Source organism: Brevundimonas staleyi (assembly GCF_041893865.1).
In the GTDB taxonomy this organism is placed as follows: domain Bacteria; phylum Pseudomonadota; class Alphaproteobacteria; order Caulobacterales; family Caulobacteraceae; genus Brevundimonas; species Brevundimonas staleyi.
The window spans coordinates 3,082,603-3,098,460 of the sequence record NZ_CP169082.1 but is presented as its reverse complement, the minus strand read 5'-3'; the positions used below and the strand labels follow the sequence as shown (position 1 = coordinate 3,098,460).

Annotated in this window: 15 protein-coding genes; 10 read left to right on the top strand and 5 right to left on the bottom strand. The window is 68.6% G+C overall.

Annotation, left to right across the window (positions count from 1 at the left end; all coding sequences use genetic code 11):
• Entirely contained in the window at nucleotides 1-1,386 is a 1,386-nt protein-coding gene (locus ACETK8_RS15610; RefSeq protein WP_374036748.1) for a flagellar hook-length control protein FliK, read from the bottom strand.
• A 404-nt stretch (nucleotides 1,387-1,790) separates the two neighbouring features.
• Here ACETK8_RS15610 and flgK point away from each other — a divergent pair, with 404 nt between their 5' ends.
• The 8 genes from flgK (at nucleotide 1,791) to ACETK8_RS15570 (ending at nucleotide 11,267) form a co-directional block, all read left to right on the top strand.
• Entirely contained in the window at nucleotides 1,791-3,905 is a 2,115-nt protein-coding gene (gene flgK / locus ACETK8_RS15605) for a flagellar hook-associated protein FlgK (RefSeq protein ID WP_374036747.1), read from the top strand.
• Nucleotides 3,905-4,861 carry a flagellin gene (locus ACETK8_RS15600; RefSeq protein ID WP_374036746.1) on the top strand — a complete coding sequence of 319 codons (957 nt, stop codon included), beginning with the start codon at nucleotides 3,905-3,907 and terminating at the stop codon, nucleotides 4,859-4,861. The genes flgK and ACETK8_RS15600 overlap by 1 nt, the downstream gene beginning before the upstream one ends.
• 66 nt (nucleotides 4,862-4,927) lie before the next feature.
• A complete protein-coding gene (locus ACETK8_RS15595) occupies nucleotides 4,928-6,169 on the top strand; it encodes a putative DNA modification/repair radical SAM protein (RefSeq protein WP_374036745.1) in 1,242 nt (413 codons plus the stop codon).
• A gap of 304 nt (nucleotides 6,170-6,473) precedes the next feature.
• Nucleotides 6,474-7,715 (top strand): UdgX family uracil-DNA binding protein, encoded by a 1,242-nt coding sequence (locus ACETK8_RS15590; protein ID WP_374036744.1) that lies wholly within the window; start codon nucleotides 6,474-6,476, stop codon nucleotides 7,713-7,715.
• A 108-nt stretch (nucleotides 7,716-7,823) separates the two neighbouring features.
• Nucleotides 7,824-8,942, top strand: a complete 1,119-nt coding sequence (locus ACETK8_RS15585) for an MlaE family ABC transporter permease (RefSeq protein WP_374036743.1) — start codon at nucleotides 7,824-7,826, stop codon at nucleotides 8,940-8,942.
• Nucleotides 8,939-9,715, top strand: coding sequence for an ABC transporter ATP-binding protein (locus ACETK8_RS15580; protein WP_374036742.1), 777 nt, complete (start codon nucleotides 8,939-8,941; stop codon nucleotides 9,713-9,715). Before ACETK8_RS15585 ends, ACETK8_RS15580 begins: the two co-directional genes overlap by 4 nt.
• Before the next feature lie 11 nt (nucleotides 9,716-9,726).
• Nucleotides 9,727-10,665 (top strand): MlaD family protein, encoded by a 939-nt coding sequence (locus ACETK8_RS15575; RefSeq protein WP_374036741.1) that lies wholly within the window; start codon nucleotides 9,727-9,729, stop codon nucleotides 10,663-10,665.
• Complete coding sequence (locus tag ACETK8_RS15570; protein ID WP_374036740.1) at nucleotides 10,662-11,267, top strand: ABC-type transport auxiliary lipoprotein family protein; 606 nt, start codon at nucleotides 10,662-10,664, stop codon at nucleotides 11,265-11,267. Before ACETK8_RS15575 ends, ACETK8_RS15570 begins: the two co-directional genes overlap by 4 nt.
• On the opposite strand, the gene ACETK8_RS15565 is transcribed toward ACETK8_RS15570, so the two are convergent.
• Genes ACETK8_RS15565 through ACETK8_RS15550 form a run of 4 tightly spaced genes read right to left on the bottom strand, consistent with a single transcriptional unit; the run spans nucleotide 11,264 to nucleotide 14,132 of the window.
• The gene (locus ACETK8_RS15565; RefSeq protein WP_374036739.1) at nucleotides 11,264-12,319 is read right to left on the bottom strand and encodes a toxic anion resistance protein; all 1,056 of its coding nucleotides are present in this window, start codon (nucleotides 12,317-12,319) and stop codon (nucleotides 11,264-11,266) included. The genes ACETK8_RS15570 and ACETK8_RS15565 overlap by 4 nt on opposite strands.
• A 42-nt stretch (nucleotides 12,320-12,361) precedes the next feature.
• Complete coding sequence (locus tag ACETK8_RS15560) at nucleotides 12,362-13,021, bottom strand: 3-oxoacid CoA-transferase subunit B (RefSeq protein ID WP_374036738.1); 660 nt, start codon at nucleotides 13,019-13,021, stop codon at nucleotides 12,362-12,364.
• Entirely contained in the window at nucleotides 13,021-13,425 is a 405-nt protein-coding gene (locus ACETK8_RS15555) for a carboxymuconolactone decarboxylase family protein (RefSeq protein WP_374036737.1), read from the bottom strand. Before ACETK8_RS15555 ends, ACETK8_RS15560 begins: the two co-directional genes overlap by 1 nt.
• A 2-nt stretch (nucleotides 13,426-13,427) precedes the next feature.
• Nucleotides 13,428-14,132, bottom strand: a complete 705-nt coding sequence (locus tag ACETK8_RS15550; protein ID WP_374036736.1) for a CoA transferase subunit A — start codon at nucleotides 14,130-14,132, stop codon at nucleotides 13,428-13,430.
• 228 nt (nucleotides 14,133-14,360) lie between these two features.
• Here ACETK8_RS15550 and ACETK8_RS15545 point away from each other — a divergent pair, with 228 nt between their 5' ends.
• Nucleotides 14,361-14,660: a hypothetical protein gene (locus ACETK8_RS15545; protein ID WP_374036735.1), complete on the top strand. Its 300-nt coding sequence runs from the start codon at nucleotides 14,361-14,363 to the stop codon at nucleotides 14,658-14,660.
• A 154-nt stretch (nucleotides 14,661-14,814) separates the two neighbouring features.
• Nucleotides 14,815-15,771 (top strand): peptidase, encoded by a 957-nt coding sequence (locus ACETK8_RS15540; protein ID WP_374036734.1) that lies wholly within the window; start codon nucleotides 14,815-14,817, stop codon nucleotides 15,769-15,771.
• Nucleotides 15,772-15,858 lie beyond the last annotated feature (87 nt).

Here is a 15,858-nt window from a genome sequence, read left to right as displayed (position 1 = left end):
TCAAACCTTCATATCGACGCGGTCAGGCGTCAGGGTGAGAGGGATCCAGCGGGGGGCGATCACCCGGTCGGCGTCGGCTTCCAGCCGCGAGGCGGCGCCGAAAGCGCGGGCGCCGCGCGGGTCGGGACGACGGTCGAAGGCGGAGCCGCCCTGCTGACCGGCCGAGGCGTCGCGCTCGGCGAAGGACAGGGCGTCGTCGGCGACGGTGAAGCCGGCGTCCTGAAGCTGGCGACGCAGTTCATCGACCCGACCGCGCAGTTCGGTGGCGGCCAGGGGATTGTCGAAGGCCAGACGGGCGATCAGCTTGTTGTCGGCGTCGATGTCCAGGCTGACGTCGACCTGGCCCAGGCCGTCGGGCGTCAGCGCCATCTCGAACCGGGTCGAACGACCCTCCAGCTTCTTGACGATCTGGGCGGCGATCTGGGCCGTGGCTTCCAAGGAGGCGCGCGAGCTCGTGGACAGGGCCAAGGAGGCTGCGGTCTCGATGGAGCGCGCCTCGGTCGTCTGGGTCGGGGCGGCGAGCGGCTGGGTCGGCTCCGGAGCGACGGCGGCGTCGACGGGCGTCGGCGCGGCGGCCTCCGCGGCCGGGGTCGCGCGCGGAGAGGGTGCGGCGGTCGCGCCCGTGGAAGTCGGTTGGGCGGTTGGCTTCGCGCCATCCTGGGCCGGAGCGGCGTCGGGATCGGTCGCGGCAGCGCCCTGGCCCTCGGCGCGGGCGGTCTGGGCGCGGTCGATGGCGTTGCGGATGCGGGGCGTTTCGGCGGCTGGAGCGGGCGGGGCCGGCGGTTCGGCGGTGGTCGTCTTCGGGGCCGGGGCGTCCTCGGTCGGAGCCTCGGCGGCGACGGTGGTTTCGACGACAGGCTTGGCCGAGCGAGGCGCGGGCGGCGCGACTGGGACGGCGACCGGCGCTGGGGGGGCGGCCTTGGGCTGCTGCGTCTGAAGGGCGGCGAGGTCGGGCGTTTCGGTCGGCGTTTGAGCGGGCGCGGCGGCGGCGTCCTCGGCGACCGGGGCGGCGGCGACGGGCTCTTCCGGCGTGGCGGCCTTGGGGTCGAAGACCGGGGTCTCGGCGGTCGGGACGGCGGGGGTCGGTTCGGGCGCCTCCGCGACCACGGGGGCGGGAACGGGCAGGGGGGGCGGGACGGCGACGACGGTCTCGTCGGCGGCGACGGTGGTTTCGACGGGCGCCTCTTCCACGACCTCGGCGGGCTCGGAGGCGGGGGCGGTCTCGGCCCTGGGCGCGGGGGCGGACGATTTGGTCGGAGCTTCGGCCGGGGCCGCGCCGTCCAAAAGGGAGGCGAAACCGGCGTCAGCCGTCGCGGCGCCGCGCTTCGGAGCGGCGGCGTGGCCCATGGCGGGCGCGGCGGGAATGGCGAAACCGGGTGCGGACATACAGGCAGGCGACTTCTGGATCGAGGAACGGCGAAACACGGGGGCGCCTGCTGCGCCGGAAACATTCGATCAGCCCGTCGCAAGGGCCGGGCCAACTGCGAAGTCGGCCTCGGCGTATTGTAATCATTGGGGAATGTTCCGGAGATCGCCCGGCCAGGCGGTGCGGCGACGACGATTCTTGCCGCGCAAAAGTCGCTTTTTGCCCGGCGCCTTTCCAAGACCTTTCCGGGCACGGAGGACCGTCCAGCGCGCTCTGGCCCGGGGATTGCGACTTGAGCGGTCATGACCCAGTCGCGCTCAGTGATGTTGAAGAAAAACAAGGCGTTGTCCGCGTCGCTAACGCGCGCGGCTGGGCAAGACGCGCAGCCCGCCGGGCAGGGCTTGCCGGGTGGAGGGTTAATCGGATGAGCCTGAGCACCATCCTGAACATCGCCAACTCGGGCCTGCAGACGGCCCAGACGCAGTTGCGCGTGGTCTCGGACAACGTCTCCAACGTCAATACGCCCGGCTATGTCCGCAAGATCGCCGACCAGGTCTCGCTGACGACCCAGGGCGTGGGCACGGGCGTGGAGGTCGCGCGCGTCCGCATCGCCACCGACCGCTTCCTGCAGGCCGCCGCCCTTTCCGCCGGCGCCGAGGCGAGCCGCCAGGGCGTGCGCTATGAACTGTACGACCGCATCCAGTCGCTGTTCGGCGATCCGGGCGGGACCTCCGGCTTCTTCTCGCAGATCGACGGCGTCTTCTCGGCCTTCGCCGTGGCGGCCGAGGACGCGGTGTCCAGCCCGCGTCGTCAGGATGCCCTGTTCAAGACCCAGGCGATCTTCGACGAGGCGGGACGGATCGCCGGCCAGATCCAGGCCGTGCGCGAGGACGCCGACGGCCGCATCCAGAGCGCTGTGGAGCGGGCGAACACCCTGCTGCAGCAGATCGAGACCCTGAACGTCGACATCGCGCGGGCCACGGTGCTGAACGGCGACGCCTCGGGCGCGCAGACGCAGCAGGCGCGACTGGTGGACGAACTGTCCAGCCTGATGGACGTGCAGGTGTCGCAGCGGCCGGTCGGCGGCGTGTCGATCCGCACCGGGGCGGGCATCCTGCTGGCCGGGGCGGGGGCGGCGACCCTGCAATACAATCGCGCGGGCACGGTGAACTCCGAGACCGCCTTCAACGAGATCTGGGTCACCGAGCCGGGCGGAACGAAGCGCGCCTTCGCCGACGGGCTGAAGAGCGGCGAGATCAAGGGCCTGCTGGAACTGCGCGATGTCGATGCGCCGCAGACGGCCGAGCGGCTGGCCGAGCTGGTCAGCCGTGTCGCCGACGAGCTGAACCGCGCGCACAACGCCAACTCCGCCGTGCCGCCGCCGACGACCTTGACCGGCAAGAACGTGGGCCAGACCCTGGCCAGCGCCCTGACCGGCTTCAGCGGCAACACCACCATCGCCGTGGTCAATCCGTCGACCGGGGCCATCGCGACGCGGGCGGACATCGTCTTCTCGGGTTCGACCATGACGATCAACGGGACGCCGTCCACGCCCGCCAACTTCCTGGCCGATCTGAACACGGCCTTCGGCGGGGCGGCCACGGCCAGCTTCGTCGACGGCAAGCTGAGCATCACCGCCGCCGGATCGAACGGCGTCGCCATCGCCGACGGCATGCCCGCCAGCGCCAAGGCCGGGCGCGGCTTCTCCCACTATTTCGGGATGAACGACCTGGTCTCGACCGACCGGCCGGCGCTTTACGATCTGGGACTGACGACCACGTCGCCGCACGGCTTCACCGCCGGGGAGACCCTGACCTTCCGCTTCACCGAAGAGAGCGGGGCCAAGCTGCGCGACATCCAGGTGGCGGTGCCGGCGGGGGGCACGGTCGGCGACATCCTGACGGCTCTGAACAGCACCACGACCGGAGTGGGCCGCTACGGCTCCTTCGCCCTGGACGCCAACGGCGAGATGAAGTTCACGCCCCTGGGCGATCCGGCGCCGCGCATGAGCGTGCTGGAAGACACCACGACCCAGGCGCCGTCCGGCGTCTCCATGACCGAGCTGTTCGGCCTGGGCGGCGGGGTGCGGGCCTCTCGCGCGGACGGGTTCAAGGTCAGGACCGACATCCAGCAGAGCCCGGCCAAACTGGCGTTGGCGCAGTTGAACCTGTCGGCGCCGGCGGGTACGGCGGCCCTGAGCTCCGGCGACGGACGCGGGGCGCTCGTGCTGGCCGATGCGGGCCAGAAGACGGTGCGGTTCTCGGCGGCGGGGGACAGCCCCGGCGGCAATCTGTCGGTCTCGCGCTATGCGTCGGAACTGTCGGGCGAGATCGGCGGCAAGGCCCAGGCGGCCAAGTCCCGCCAGCAGAGCGCCCAGGCCCTGTCGACCGAAGCCGATCAGCGCCAGCAGAACTACGAGGGCGTGAACCTGGATGAGGAGCTGGTCCTGATGACCACCTATCAGCAGGCCTTCAACGCCTCGGCGCGGCTGATCCAGGCCGCCAAGGACATGTACGACACGCTTCTGGGGATGATCTGATGAGCCGGGTCTCGACGAACGGAAACTATCAGTCGGCGCTGCTGAACCTGATGCAGGCCCAGCAGACCCAGAACGAGGCGGGCGAGCGCGTGCAGACCCGCAAGGTCGCCACCGACATGGCCGGCTTCGGTCGCGGGGCCGAGACCCTGACCGCGCTGAAGGGCGCCGATGCGCGGGTGCAGGGCTTCCTCGACACGGGCGAGGCGGTGTCGGCGCGCCTGGGCGCCCAGGACCTGGCCATCAACCAGATGGTCGATGGACTGGCCGGCGCGCGCGAGGCGATCGGCAGCATGCTGGCCTCGGACTCGATGGGCACCCTGATGCTGGAACTGGAAGGCCAGTTCCAGTCGGTGGCCAGCGGACTGAACTATCGCCACCAAGGCGGCTATCTGTTCGCCGGGGCGGACACGACCAATGCGCCGGTGAAGGTCAGCACCCTGAACGAGCTGGTCGCCGCGCCGAACGTGGCCGCGACCCTGGGCAACGACCAGATCAAGCAGGTCTCGCGGGTCGCCGAGAACACCTCGATCGAGACCGGCTATCTGGCCGACGGGTTCAAATTCACCGACGCGGACGGGGTGACCCAGACGCACATTTTCCAGATCTTCCGCGATATCAAGGCCTACAACGACGACCCGGCGACGGGCCCCCTGAGCGGCAAGCCGACCGAGGCGCAGAAGACCTTCCTGATCGCCCAGATGAAGCGGCTGGAGAGCGCATCGACCGCGACCATCGACGCGGCGGCGCGCAACGGCTCCCTGGCCAAGCGGATGGAAGACATCACCAAGAGCCACGAGGCGCAGCAGCTGTCGTTGCAGGAACTGGTGGCGGCGCGGACGGACGTCGATCCGCTGAAGGCCGTGACGGAGCTGCAACTGTCGCAGGTGGCCGTTCAGGCGTCGGCCCAGGTGGTGGCGCAGCTGAAAGACGTCTCCCTGTTGAATTATCTGAGATAAGTCGGACGGACGACTCTCGCACGGCCCCGCTGGACTGTCTTTCCGTTCTGGAACATACCATGAACGATGGCGCAGCTGGATCTCAGGAAGAAGCTGTCGGTTCTGGCCGACGCGGCGAAGTACGACGCCTCGTGCTCGTCGTCGGGGACGGCCAAGCGCGATAGCCGGGGCGGCAAGGGGATCGGGTCCACCGAGGGGATGGGGATCTGTCACGCCTATACGCCGGACGGACGGTGCGTTTCCTTGCTGAAGATCCTGCTGACCAACTTCTGCATCTACGACTGCGTCTATTGCATCAACCGCGTGTCCTCGAACGTGCAGCGGGCGCGGTTCAGCGTGGACGAGGTGGTGGAGCTGACGCTCAACTTCTATCGCCGGAACTATATCGAGGGGCTGTTTCTGTCGTCGGGGATCATCCGCAGCGGCGACTACACGATGGAGCAGCTGGTTCTGGTGGCGAAGAAGCTGCGCGAGGAGCACGACTTTCGCGGCTACATCCACCTGAAGCTGATCCCCGAGGCCGATCCGAAACTGGTCGAGGAGGCGGGGCTCTATGCCGACCGTCTGTCGGCCAATATCGAGCTGCCGCGCGACGAGGCCATGGGGCGGTTCGCGCCGCAGAAGGACGTCGGGGTCATCAAGAAGGCCATGGCCGACGTCCGATTGAAGGTCGAGGCGGCGCGGCCGGCGAAGAAGGACAGGGCGAAGCCGCCGAAGTTCGCGCCGGCGGGGCAGTCGACGCAGCTGATCGTGGGGGCGGACGGGGCGCCGGATACGGAGATTCTGGACCGGTCGGCGTCGCTCTACGGCGGCTATGGATTGCGGCGGGTCTATTATTCGGCCTTTTCGCCCATCCCGGATTCCAGCTCGGCCCTGCCGTTGTCGAAGCCGCCGCTGATGCGCGAGCATCGGCTGTATCAGGCGGACTGGCTGATGCGGTTCTATGGGTTCTCGGCGCCGGAGATCGGGGAGGCCTCGACCGGCGGGATGCTGGATCTGGCCATCGATCCGAAGCTGGCCTGGGCGCTGAACCAGAGGTCGCAGTTTCCGGTCGATGTGAACACCGCGCCGCGCGAGATGCTGCTGCGCGTGCCGGGGCTGGGGGTGAAGTCGGTCGATCGGATGATCTCGGTGCGCCGGTATCGGACGCTGAGGCTGGAGGACATCGCGCGGCTGTGCCGGGGGATCGACAAGGTGCGGCCCTTCATCACGACGCTGGACTGGACGCCGGGCGGGCTTACGGACGCCGTGGATCTGCGGGAACGTTTGGCGCCGGAGCGGAAGCCCGAGCAGTTGAGCCTGTTCTGACATGCCGGTCGCGGAGCTGGCGTCGGAGGTCGATTTCGACGGGTGGCGGAAGGCCGCGCGGGCGTTTCGGCTGGCGGGGGTGGAACCGGCGGCGGCGCGGTTTCGGGTGGCGGGTTCGACCTCCACCGGATCCCTCTTTGATTCCGCTCATCCCCGCGAAAGCGGGGACCCAGTGCTTTCGCGCGGCACGATGTCTGGGATCGAGGTCGGTCCCGCCTTGGCTGATGACGGAGCGCCCAAAGAACTGGGTCCCCGCTTTCGCGGGGATGAGCGGAAATCTGAATTCACCGTCCCCAAGGCCTTCGTGGACATCGCGCAGGAGGTGATCCTGCATCGATCCGAGGATCGGTTCGATCTGATGTACCGGCTGCTCTGGCGGCTGAAGGGCGAGCCGGACCTGATGAAGGTGGTGTCCGAAGGCGACGTGGCCGACGCGCTGGAGCGGGCGAAGAACGTCGGTCGGGCCTCGCACAAGATGAAGGCCTTCGTCCGGTTTCGGGCGGTCGAGGACGACGCCGGGCAGGCGTTCGTCGCCTGGTTCGAGCCGGCGCATCGGGTGCTGGAGAAGACCTCGGGCTTCTTCCAGCGGCGGTTCACAACCATGCGGTGGTCGATCCTGACACCGGATGGGTCGTGCTTCTGGGACGGAAAGGATCTGGCCTTCGGTCCGCCCGCGCGGGCCGAGGACGCGCCGCAGGACGACGAGGTCGAGGAGTTCTGGAAGACCTATTACGCCTCCACCTTCAATCCGGCGCGGCTGAAAACCCAGACGATGCAGGGCGAAATGCCCAAGCGATACTGGAAGAACCTGCCGGAAGCGTCGCTGATCCCGGAACTGGTGGCCGCCTCGCACGCTCGGACGGAAGAGATGGTCGCCGCGCAGCATACCGAACCCAACGCCCGCCTGGCCAAGGCCATCGCGCGGTCCGTGCGCGACGGGTCGTGGGAGGAGGGGTTCGTCGCGGGCGATCTGGACGAGCTGAGGCACGGGGTGCAGGCGTGTCGCCGCTGCCCCCTCTATTGCGATGCGACCCAAGGGGTGTGCGGCGAGGGGCCGAAGACCGCGAAGCTGATGATCGTCGGCGAACAGCCGGGGGATCAGGAGGATCTGGCCGGGCGGCCCTTCGTGGGACCGGCGGGGCAGGTGCTGGATCAGGCCCTGGCCGAGGCGGGGATCGACCGGTCGGTGGTCTATGTCACCAACGCCGTGAAGCATTTCAAGCACGAGCCGCGCGGCAAGCGGCGGCTGCACAAGACGCCGAACCAGTCGGAGGTCTCGGCCTGCCGCTGGTGGCTGGATCAGGAGCGGCGGCTGGTGCGGCCGAAGGTGACCCTGGCGATGGGCGGAACGGCGGCGCTGGGCGTCTTGAACCGCAAGGTCGCGGTGACGCAGGAGCGCGGGCAGGCGATCGCCCTGTCGGATCGCTCGATGGCCATGATCACGGTCCACCCCTCCTATCTGCTGCGTATCCCCGATGAGGAGGTCAGGGTGCGGGAGCGGGCGGCCTTCGTGCGCGATCTGAAGGCGGTCCGCGATCTGCTGTAAGGCCTCACATAACGGCTGTTGCCGAAGGATGACGGGCCGTCTTTCATGCGAGTGCGACGCATCGGGCGGGCATGGGCGATTCGTCCCGGCTCAGCTAAGAGTGGGCGGATGAAGACGGCCGATTTCCACATCGAGGACGCTCAGGGCGACGCGACCGTGCTCAAGCTCACGGGCGACTGGACGACCATGTCGTTGGGCCAGACCGCGCTGCGGCTCGGCGACAAGCTGGAGGGCGTCAGGATCGAGCACGTCGATCTGTCCGAGATGGGCAAGTTCGACACGGCCGGCGCCCTCGCTTTGGTGCAGGCGTCGAACTTCGCCATGCCGGCCAATGCCTTCGAGACGCGACCCGAGGCGGGCCGCATCTATGCGATGGTCGAGACGCTGGAGCGCCAGAGCGCGGAGCCGCCGAAACGGCCGTCGTCCTTCGTGCGCGTGTTCGCCAAGATCGGCGCCGGGGTGCATGACGCGGCGGCGGAAATGCTGCTGTCCATGGCCTTCCTGGGTCGGCTGATGGGGGCCACCGGCTATGCGTTCCGGCACCCCGGCGCGATCCGATGGCCGGCCTGGGTCAGCCAGGTGGAGCGGTCCGGGCTGGACGCCCTGCCGATCGTGGCGGTGACCAATTTCTTCATCGGCGCGGTGATCGCGTTTCTGGGCGCGAACCTTCTGACCCAGTTCGGGGCCGGGGTGTTCACCGTGCAGCTGGTGGCCGTGGCGGTGCTGCGGGAACTGGCGGTCTTGATCACCGCCATCCTGCTGGCCGGTCGTTCGGCGTCGTCCTTCGCGGCCGAGATCGGCTCGATGCGGATGAACCAGGAGGTCGACGCCATGCAGGTCATGGGCGTCAATCCGTTCCAGGCCCTGGTGATCCCGCGTCTGACGGCCATGCTGATCATGATGCCTCTGCTGACCTTCGTCGGCATGGTGACGGGCTTCATCGGCGGCGGGATCGTGACCTGGAGCCAGCTGGACTACGGCCCGGCCTTCTTCGTCCAGCGCATCAACGAGGACCCGATGATGGGGACCCACCTGATGGTCGGCCTGATCAAGGCGCCGGTCTTCGCCGTGGTCATCGCCGCCATCGGCTGTCGTCAGGGCATGGCGGTGGCGGGCGACGTCGAGAGCCTGGGGCGGCGGGTGACGGCCGCCGTGGTGCAGGCGATCTTCGCCATCATCACACTGGACGCCGTGTTCGCCCTGATGTTCCTGGAGCTGAACCTGTGAGCGGGGCGAAGACCGACAACCTGATCGAGGTGCGGGGTCTGCTCAGCCAGTTCGGCGATCAGGTGATCCACCGCGACCTGGACCTGGACGTTCAGCGTGGCGAGGTGCTGGGCGTGGTCGGCGGGTCGGGCACGGGCAAGACGGTGCTGTTGAACTCCATCATCGGCCTGAAGGAGCCCGAGGGCGGGACCATCAGCATCTTCGGCCACGACGTCGGCGGCGCGACCGACGCGGAGCGTCAGGACATCGAGCGGCGGACCGGCGTCCTGTTCCAGCAGGGGGCGCTGTTCAGCTCTCTGACCGTGCTGGAGAACGTCGCCTCGCCCATGGTCGAGCATACGAAGCTGCCGCGAAACACGATCCGCGAGCTGGCCGAGATGAAGATCGCCATGGTCGGTCTGAAGCCCGAGAGCCATCACCAGAAGCCGGCGGAACTGTCGGGCGGGATGAAGAAGCGCGTCGGTCTGGCCCGCGCCCTGTCGCTGGATCCGGAGCTGATCTTCCTGGACGAGCCGACGGCGGGTCTGGACCCGATCGGGGCGGCGGCGTTCGACGACCTGATCCGGAAACTGTCGGACGATCTGGGCCTGACGGTTTTCATGATCACCCACGATCTCGATAGCCTGTACGCCATCTGCGACAAGGTGGCGGTGCTGGCGGACAAGCATGTGATCGAGAAGGCCACGGTGCAGGAGCTGGAGAAATCCGACCACCCGTGGATCAAGGAATACTTCCTGGGGCCGCGCGGTCGCGCAGCGACCAAGACGGCTTAGGAGAGGACGAGATGGAAAGAGACGCACATTACGCAGCGGTCGGCATCGCCACCGTCGCCCTGCTGGCGGCGCTGGCGGTGTTCACCATCTGGCTGGCACGGCTGCAGTTCAACAACGACTACGACATCTACGACATCGTCTTCTACGGGCCGGTGCGCGGGCTGTCGGAGGGCGGCGAGGTCCACTTCAACGGCATCCGCGTGGGCGAGGTCACCGACCTGAACCTGGACCCGTCCAAGGGCGACCAGGTGATCGCGCGCGTCCGCCTGAACGGCACGACGCCGGTGCGGGTCACCTCTCGCGCCCAGCTGGAGCCGCAGGGCATCACGGGTCTGAACTACATCCAGATCACGGCCGGCACGGACGGCAGCGCGCTGCTGAAGACCCAGTATCCGGACAATGTCGTGCCGGTGATCCAGTCCCAGCCGTCGCCGATCGCCGAGCTGCTGTCCGGTTCGGGCACGGTGCTGGCCCAGACGGTGGATGCGCTGAACCGGATCAACCGGGTGCTGTCGGACGACAACATCCGCGGCTTCTCCACCACCCTGAGGAACGTCGAGGCGCTGTCGACCGAGCTGGAGGCGCGCAAGGGCATGTTCGAGAACCTGGAGAAGGCGCTGGAGAACGCAAACGGGGCCATCGCCGAGTATCGCGCCCTGGGCGAGGACGCGCGCCGTCTGGTCAACGAGGACGGCCAGGAGGCGATCGCCAACATCAACGCCGCGACCGCCGACGCGCGCACGGCCATGGCCTCCATCAACCGCACGGCCAACGCCATCGAAGGGCCGGCGGGCGAGTTCGCCACGACCGGCGTGCCGCAGCTGCTGGAGGCGATCCAGGGGCTGCAGGAGGCGACGCAATCCCTGCAGGGGCTGGTGGACGACGTCCGCTCAAGCCCGCGCGACTTCATCGGACGGCCGCCGTCCCGGGAACTGGAGGTCCAGCCGTGATCCGCAACCTGATGCTGGCGGCGGTCGCCGTCGTTTCGTTGTCCGGGTGCGCCCTGTTGTCGTCGCCCGATCCGATCCAGCTGTATCGCTTCGGCGATCCGACCGGGTCGGCGACGACCGCCGTCGCCGACCCGGTGCAGGTCAAGCTGCGCGCCATCGAGATGCCCCAGGCGTCGCAGGGCGACCGGCTGCTGGGCGTGACGGGATCGGAAGCGGCCTATATCGGCGGCGCGCGCTGGGTGTCGCCGGCGTTGATGCTCTACAGCGACGCGCTGGAAGCCTCGTTCGCGTCCCAGGCGCGGACGGTGCGGCTGATCGGCCGGCGCGAGCTCACCCAGACCACGCGGCTGCTGGACGTCGACGTCCGGGCGTTCGAGACGCGCTACGACTATGAGGGCGCGGCGCCGACGGTGGTGATCACGGCGCGGGCCCGGATGCTGCGTTTCCCCGAGCGGACGGTGGCGGCGGAACAGACCTTCACCGTCAGCCAACCGGCGGGCGAGAACCGGGTCTCGGCCATCGTCGAGGCCTATGACGTGGCCACGCGCGATCTGAACACCCAGATCGTCAGCTGGACCGACGCGAACGCGGGCGGAAACTAGGCCGCGAGCGCGGTCGCGGTCGCGGGCGTCCGGGCCGGAGCGGCGCGGGCGTCCAGTTCGGCGCGGCGGGCCTGGGCGGCGGAGAGCTCGCGACCCGCGGCCTGGATGCGGTCGGTCAGGGCGGTCGAGGCGTCGCCGAGGCGGATGCGGTCGGGACGGACCTTCTTCGGCCGCTTGCCGGCCAGACCCAGGGCGTCCTGCCAGTCGGCGCGCCAGGCCTCCACGCCGTCGCAGACCTGTTTCAGCGAGGCGGGCGTGCGACAGTCGGCGTTCTGGGCCGCGCGCAGCAGGGGCAGGCGGCCGATGGCGGTGGCGCGCACCGCCTCCAGCGTCGCCAGACGCGATTCCAGAGGATGGGGCAGGGCGGCGACGGGCGTCGGCTCGGGTTCGGGCGTGTCTTCGGAGGCGGTGACTGCCGTCGTCTCGACCGGCTCGGCGTCGGTCACGGCTTCCGCGACAGGCGCATTCTGGGCCTCGGCGTCGGCCTGGGCCTCGCAGCGTTCGGGCATCTCTTCGGTCGGTTGCGGGGCTGCGGCTTCCTCGACGACGGGCGTCGGGGATTCGTTGGCCAGCCAGCCGCGCGCGGCGGCGATATGGGCGTCCAGTTCGGCGATGGCGTCGCGGGTCTCGGACCACAGGGTCTCCAGCGCCGCATCCTTGCGGGCCAGGGCGCCGGCGCGGTCGCCGATGTCGGCGGCGGACTGGCCGAGGGCGGCGGCGGTCGAGGCGTAGGCGGCGCGGAAGCCCTTCAGCCGCTTGCCCCGGCTGTCGAACAGGCCGGCCAGGCCCGAGCGCGGCTGGAGCTTGTTGGGGTCGAGGCCGGCGACGCGGTCGCGGACATGGTCCAGCAGGAGGCCGCACTCGGCCAGGTCGCCGCTGCGCGTCTCGGCCAGGGTGCGGTCGTTCAGGGACGCCAGATTGGCGCGGGCCGCCTCTCCGAAGGCCGCGCAGGTCTCCGGCTCGTCGACCAGGGTGTAACGCAGCGCGGCCACGCGCGCGGGGTCCGGCTTCGGCGCCCCGCCCGTCGGAGTGATCGTCCCCGCAACACCCATCTCACCCTCCGTTCCGGCCTCTGTGTGCCGGTCCCGGAGCGACTATGCCGCAGAGTTAAGGGATTGTGAAACGGTGTAGCTGGCCTCGGTCTTGGAGGCGACTTCCTCCAGCGTCACGCCGTCGGCCAGTTCGACCAGTTCCAGACCCGCGCCGCCGGGCTTCACGTCGAAGACGGCCAGGTCGGTGATGATGCGGCTCACCACGCCCGTGCCGGTCAGCGGCAGGGTGCAGGACTTCAAGACCTTGGACTGGCCGTGCTTGTTGGCGTGCTCCATCACGACGACCACGCGCTTGACGCCCGCGACAAGGTCCATGGCGCCGCCCATGCCCTTCACCAGCTTGCCGGGGATCATCCAGTTGGCGATGTCGCCGTTCTCGGCCACCTCCATGGCGCCCAGGATGGACAGGTTGATGTGGCCGCCCCGGATCATGGCGAAGCTGTCCGCCGAGGAGAAGTAGGACGACTCCGGGATCTCGGTGATCGTCTGCTTGCCGGCGTTGATCAGGTCGGCGTCCACGTCCTCGTCATAGGGGAAGGGGCCCATGCCGAGCATGCCGTTCTCGGACTGGAGGGTGACCTCCATCCCGGCCGGAATGTAGTTGGCGACCAGGGTCGGGATGCCGATGCCCAGGTTCACATAGAAGCCGTCCTGCAGTTCCTTGGCGGCGCGTTCGGCGAGCTGTTCGCGGGTGCGGGGCATCAGTTTTCTCCGGAAGAGGGCAGGGGGCTGACGCCCCGTTCGGCGAAGACGCGTTTGGCGACGCGAAGCGCATTGGTGGCGGCGGGGAAGCCCGCATAGATGGCGACCTGCATCAGGGCCTCGACGATCTCTTTCGGGGTGATCCCGACCGAGAGGGCGCCGTTGATGTGGCCCTTCAGCTGATCGACCGGATGGCCGAGGCCGGCGAGGATGCCGAGGGTGACGAACTGGCGGCTCTTCGGATCGAGACCCGGACGGCTCATCATCTCGCCGTAGCCGAACTCCACCATCATGTCGGCGAAGTCGGGGGCGATGGGGGCCATGCCCTTTCTGAGCGCGCCTTCGAGACCCGGATCCAGGGTCGCCATATAGGCCGCGCCGCGATCGGCGCGTTCGGACGACATCCTTAGGCGTCCGCGCGCTGGCGGATGGTGCGTTGTTCGATGCGCTTCTCGAACGTGCCGACGAACAGGCGATCGACGTAGACGCCGGGCGTGTGGATGTGGTCGGGATCCAGCGAGCCGGTCGGGACGATCTCCTCGACCTCGACGACCGTGACCTTGCCGGCCGTGGCCATCATCGGGTTGAAGTTGCGGGCCGTCTTGCGGAAGACGAGGTTGCCGCGTTCATCGGCCTTCCACGCCTTGACGATGGCCAGGTCGGCGACGAGGCCGGTTTCCATGACGTAGTCGCGGCCGTCGAAGTTGCGGACTTCCTTGCCCTCGGCGACCAGGGTGCCGACGCCGGTGGCGGTGAAGAAGGCCGGGATGCCGGCGCCGCCCGCGCGGATGCGTTCGGCGAGCGTCCCCTGCGGGTTGAACTCCAGCTGCAGTTCGCCGGCCAGGTACTGGCGCTCGAACTCCTTGTTCTCGCCGACGTAGGACGAGATCATTTTCGCGATCTGGCGCGTCTCCAGAAGCTGACCCAGGCCGAAGCCGTCCACGCCCGCGTTGTTGGAGATGACGGTCAGACCCTTCACGCCCGAGGCCTTCAGCCCGGCGATCAGGTTCTCGGGGATGCCGCACAGGCCGAACCCGCCGGACATCACGGTCATGCCGTCGAACGTCAGGCCCTCGAGCGCCGCAGTGGCGTCGGCGTAGATCTTGCGCATCGCTTCCTCGTTTATTTCACCGACAGATGAATATCGGCGTGGTTGACCGCTGCATACGGCGGTCGGGTCGTGAGGGCAAGTTAGCGAAGAGGACGGCCGGGCGCCAATGACGCGGCGTCGCGATGGCGGCCTGACGATTTCCGACGCGGGGAAGGGCGCCCGTTGCGGAGGATCGGTCGTTCATCTCCAATGTTTCCGGAAAGGGAGGGGCTTTCGGGGGTTATCGAGATGCGGATCATTCTGGCGCTGGGCGGGGACTGCGTGGGCATGATCTCGCGGGCGCCGGATTTCCAGCTGACCTATGACGCCGGCAGCCTGCCGCTGACGTTCGGGGTCACGGCCGATACGGATGCGACCCTGGTCGTCAATGCGCCGGACGGCCGGTGGTATTGCGACGACGATTCCGGCGGCGGGACCGATCCGGAGATCACCTTCCGCCGCCCGCAGTCGGGCGTCTACGACATCTGGGTCGGCGCCTATGACGGGGACGGCGGCGAGGCCGAACTGTTCGTCACAGAACTGCGATAGCGACAAGTGGTTGTCTTTCACCGGCCGATGATATCTGATCGAAACGGGACATCCGGGCTGGGGCGGCCTCATTCGTTTTGATGACGCGTCGATCCCCTCGGGTGACAGGATCACAAGCGTGGCCAGTCGCGCCGCGCGTCGAGGGAGCGGGACGATGAAGATCGGATTTGGACTGGCGGTTGTGGCTTGCGGCGTCCTGGCGCTGACGACGGGGGCGGCGGCTCAGGACAAGGGCCAGAAGAACCAGACCCTCACGGTCGACGTCACCCTGCCCGCCACCTTCGGATCCACGCGCCTCAGTTCCGGCTTCACGCCCGATCCGTATCGCGTCGACATCTATTCGGGCGGGACCATCGATGCGACGACCGTCGCCAACGGCTGCGTCGGCATGGTGGCGCGGGCCCCGGACTTCGAGCTGACCTATTCGGCCGGCAGTCTGCCGCTGATCTTCGGTGTCACCAGCGACGCCGACACGACCCTGGTCATCAACGGGCCGAACGGCCGCTGGTACTGCGACGACGATTCCGGCGACGGCACCAATCCCCTGATGCGGATCCCGAACCCGCCGTCGGGCGTCTATGACGTCTATGTCGGGGCCTATGGCGGCAACAGCGGCTCGTCGCAGCTCTACATCACCGAGCTGGAGAGCAACCTGCTGGGGCGCAGCGGCTCGAGCTCCAACAACAACACCTCTTCGTCGGGCGTGCTCGACCCGTTCGCGGCGGCCAACTATGGCCGGGTCGAGCTGCGGGCCGGCTTCACGCCCGATCCGTACCAGGTCAACATGCGCGCGGGCGGCTCGACCGACGCACAGAACGTCTCCTCCAACTGCCGGGGCTTCGTCAGCCGCGCCCCCGACGTCGAGCTCAGCTACACGGCGGGCAGCCTGCCTCTGGTGCTCAGCGTCGACAGCGCCAGCGACACCACCCTGGTCGTCAACGGGCCGGACGGGCGCTGGTACTGCGACGATGACGGCGGCAACGGCAGCCTGAACCCGGCCCTGCGTTTCAACAATCCGCAGACCGGGACCTATGACATCTGGGTCGGCACCTACAGCTCGGGCGCCAGCCAGCCGGCGCGTCTGGACATCAGCGAACTCTACTCGAATTAACCTTTATCCTCGTGCGTGGCGCGTAGGCCATGGCGAGGTCCGGGCCGGCCGGGTTATAGGTGAAAGCAGAGTTTCCCGGTCGGGGTG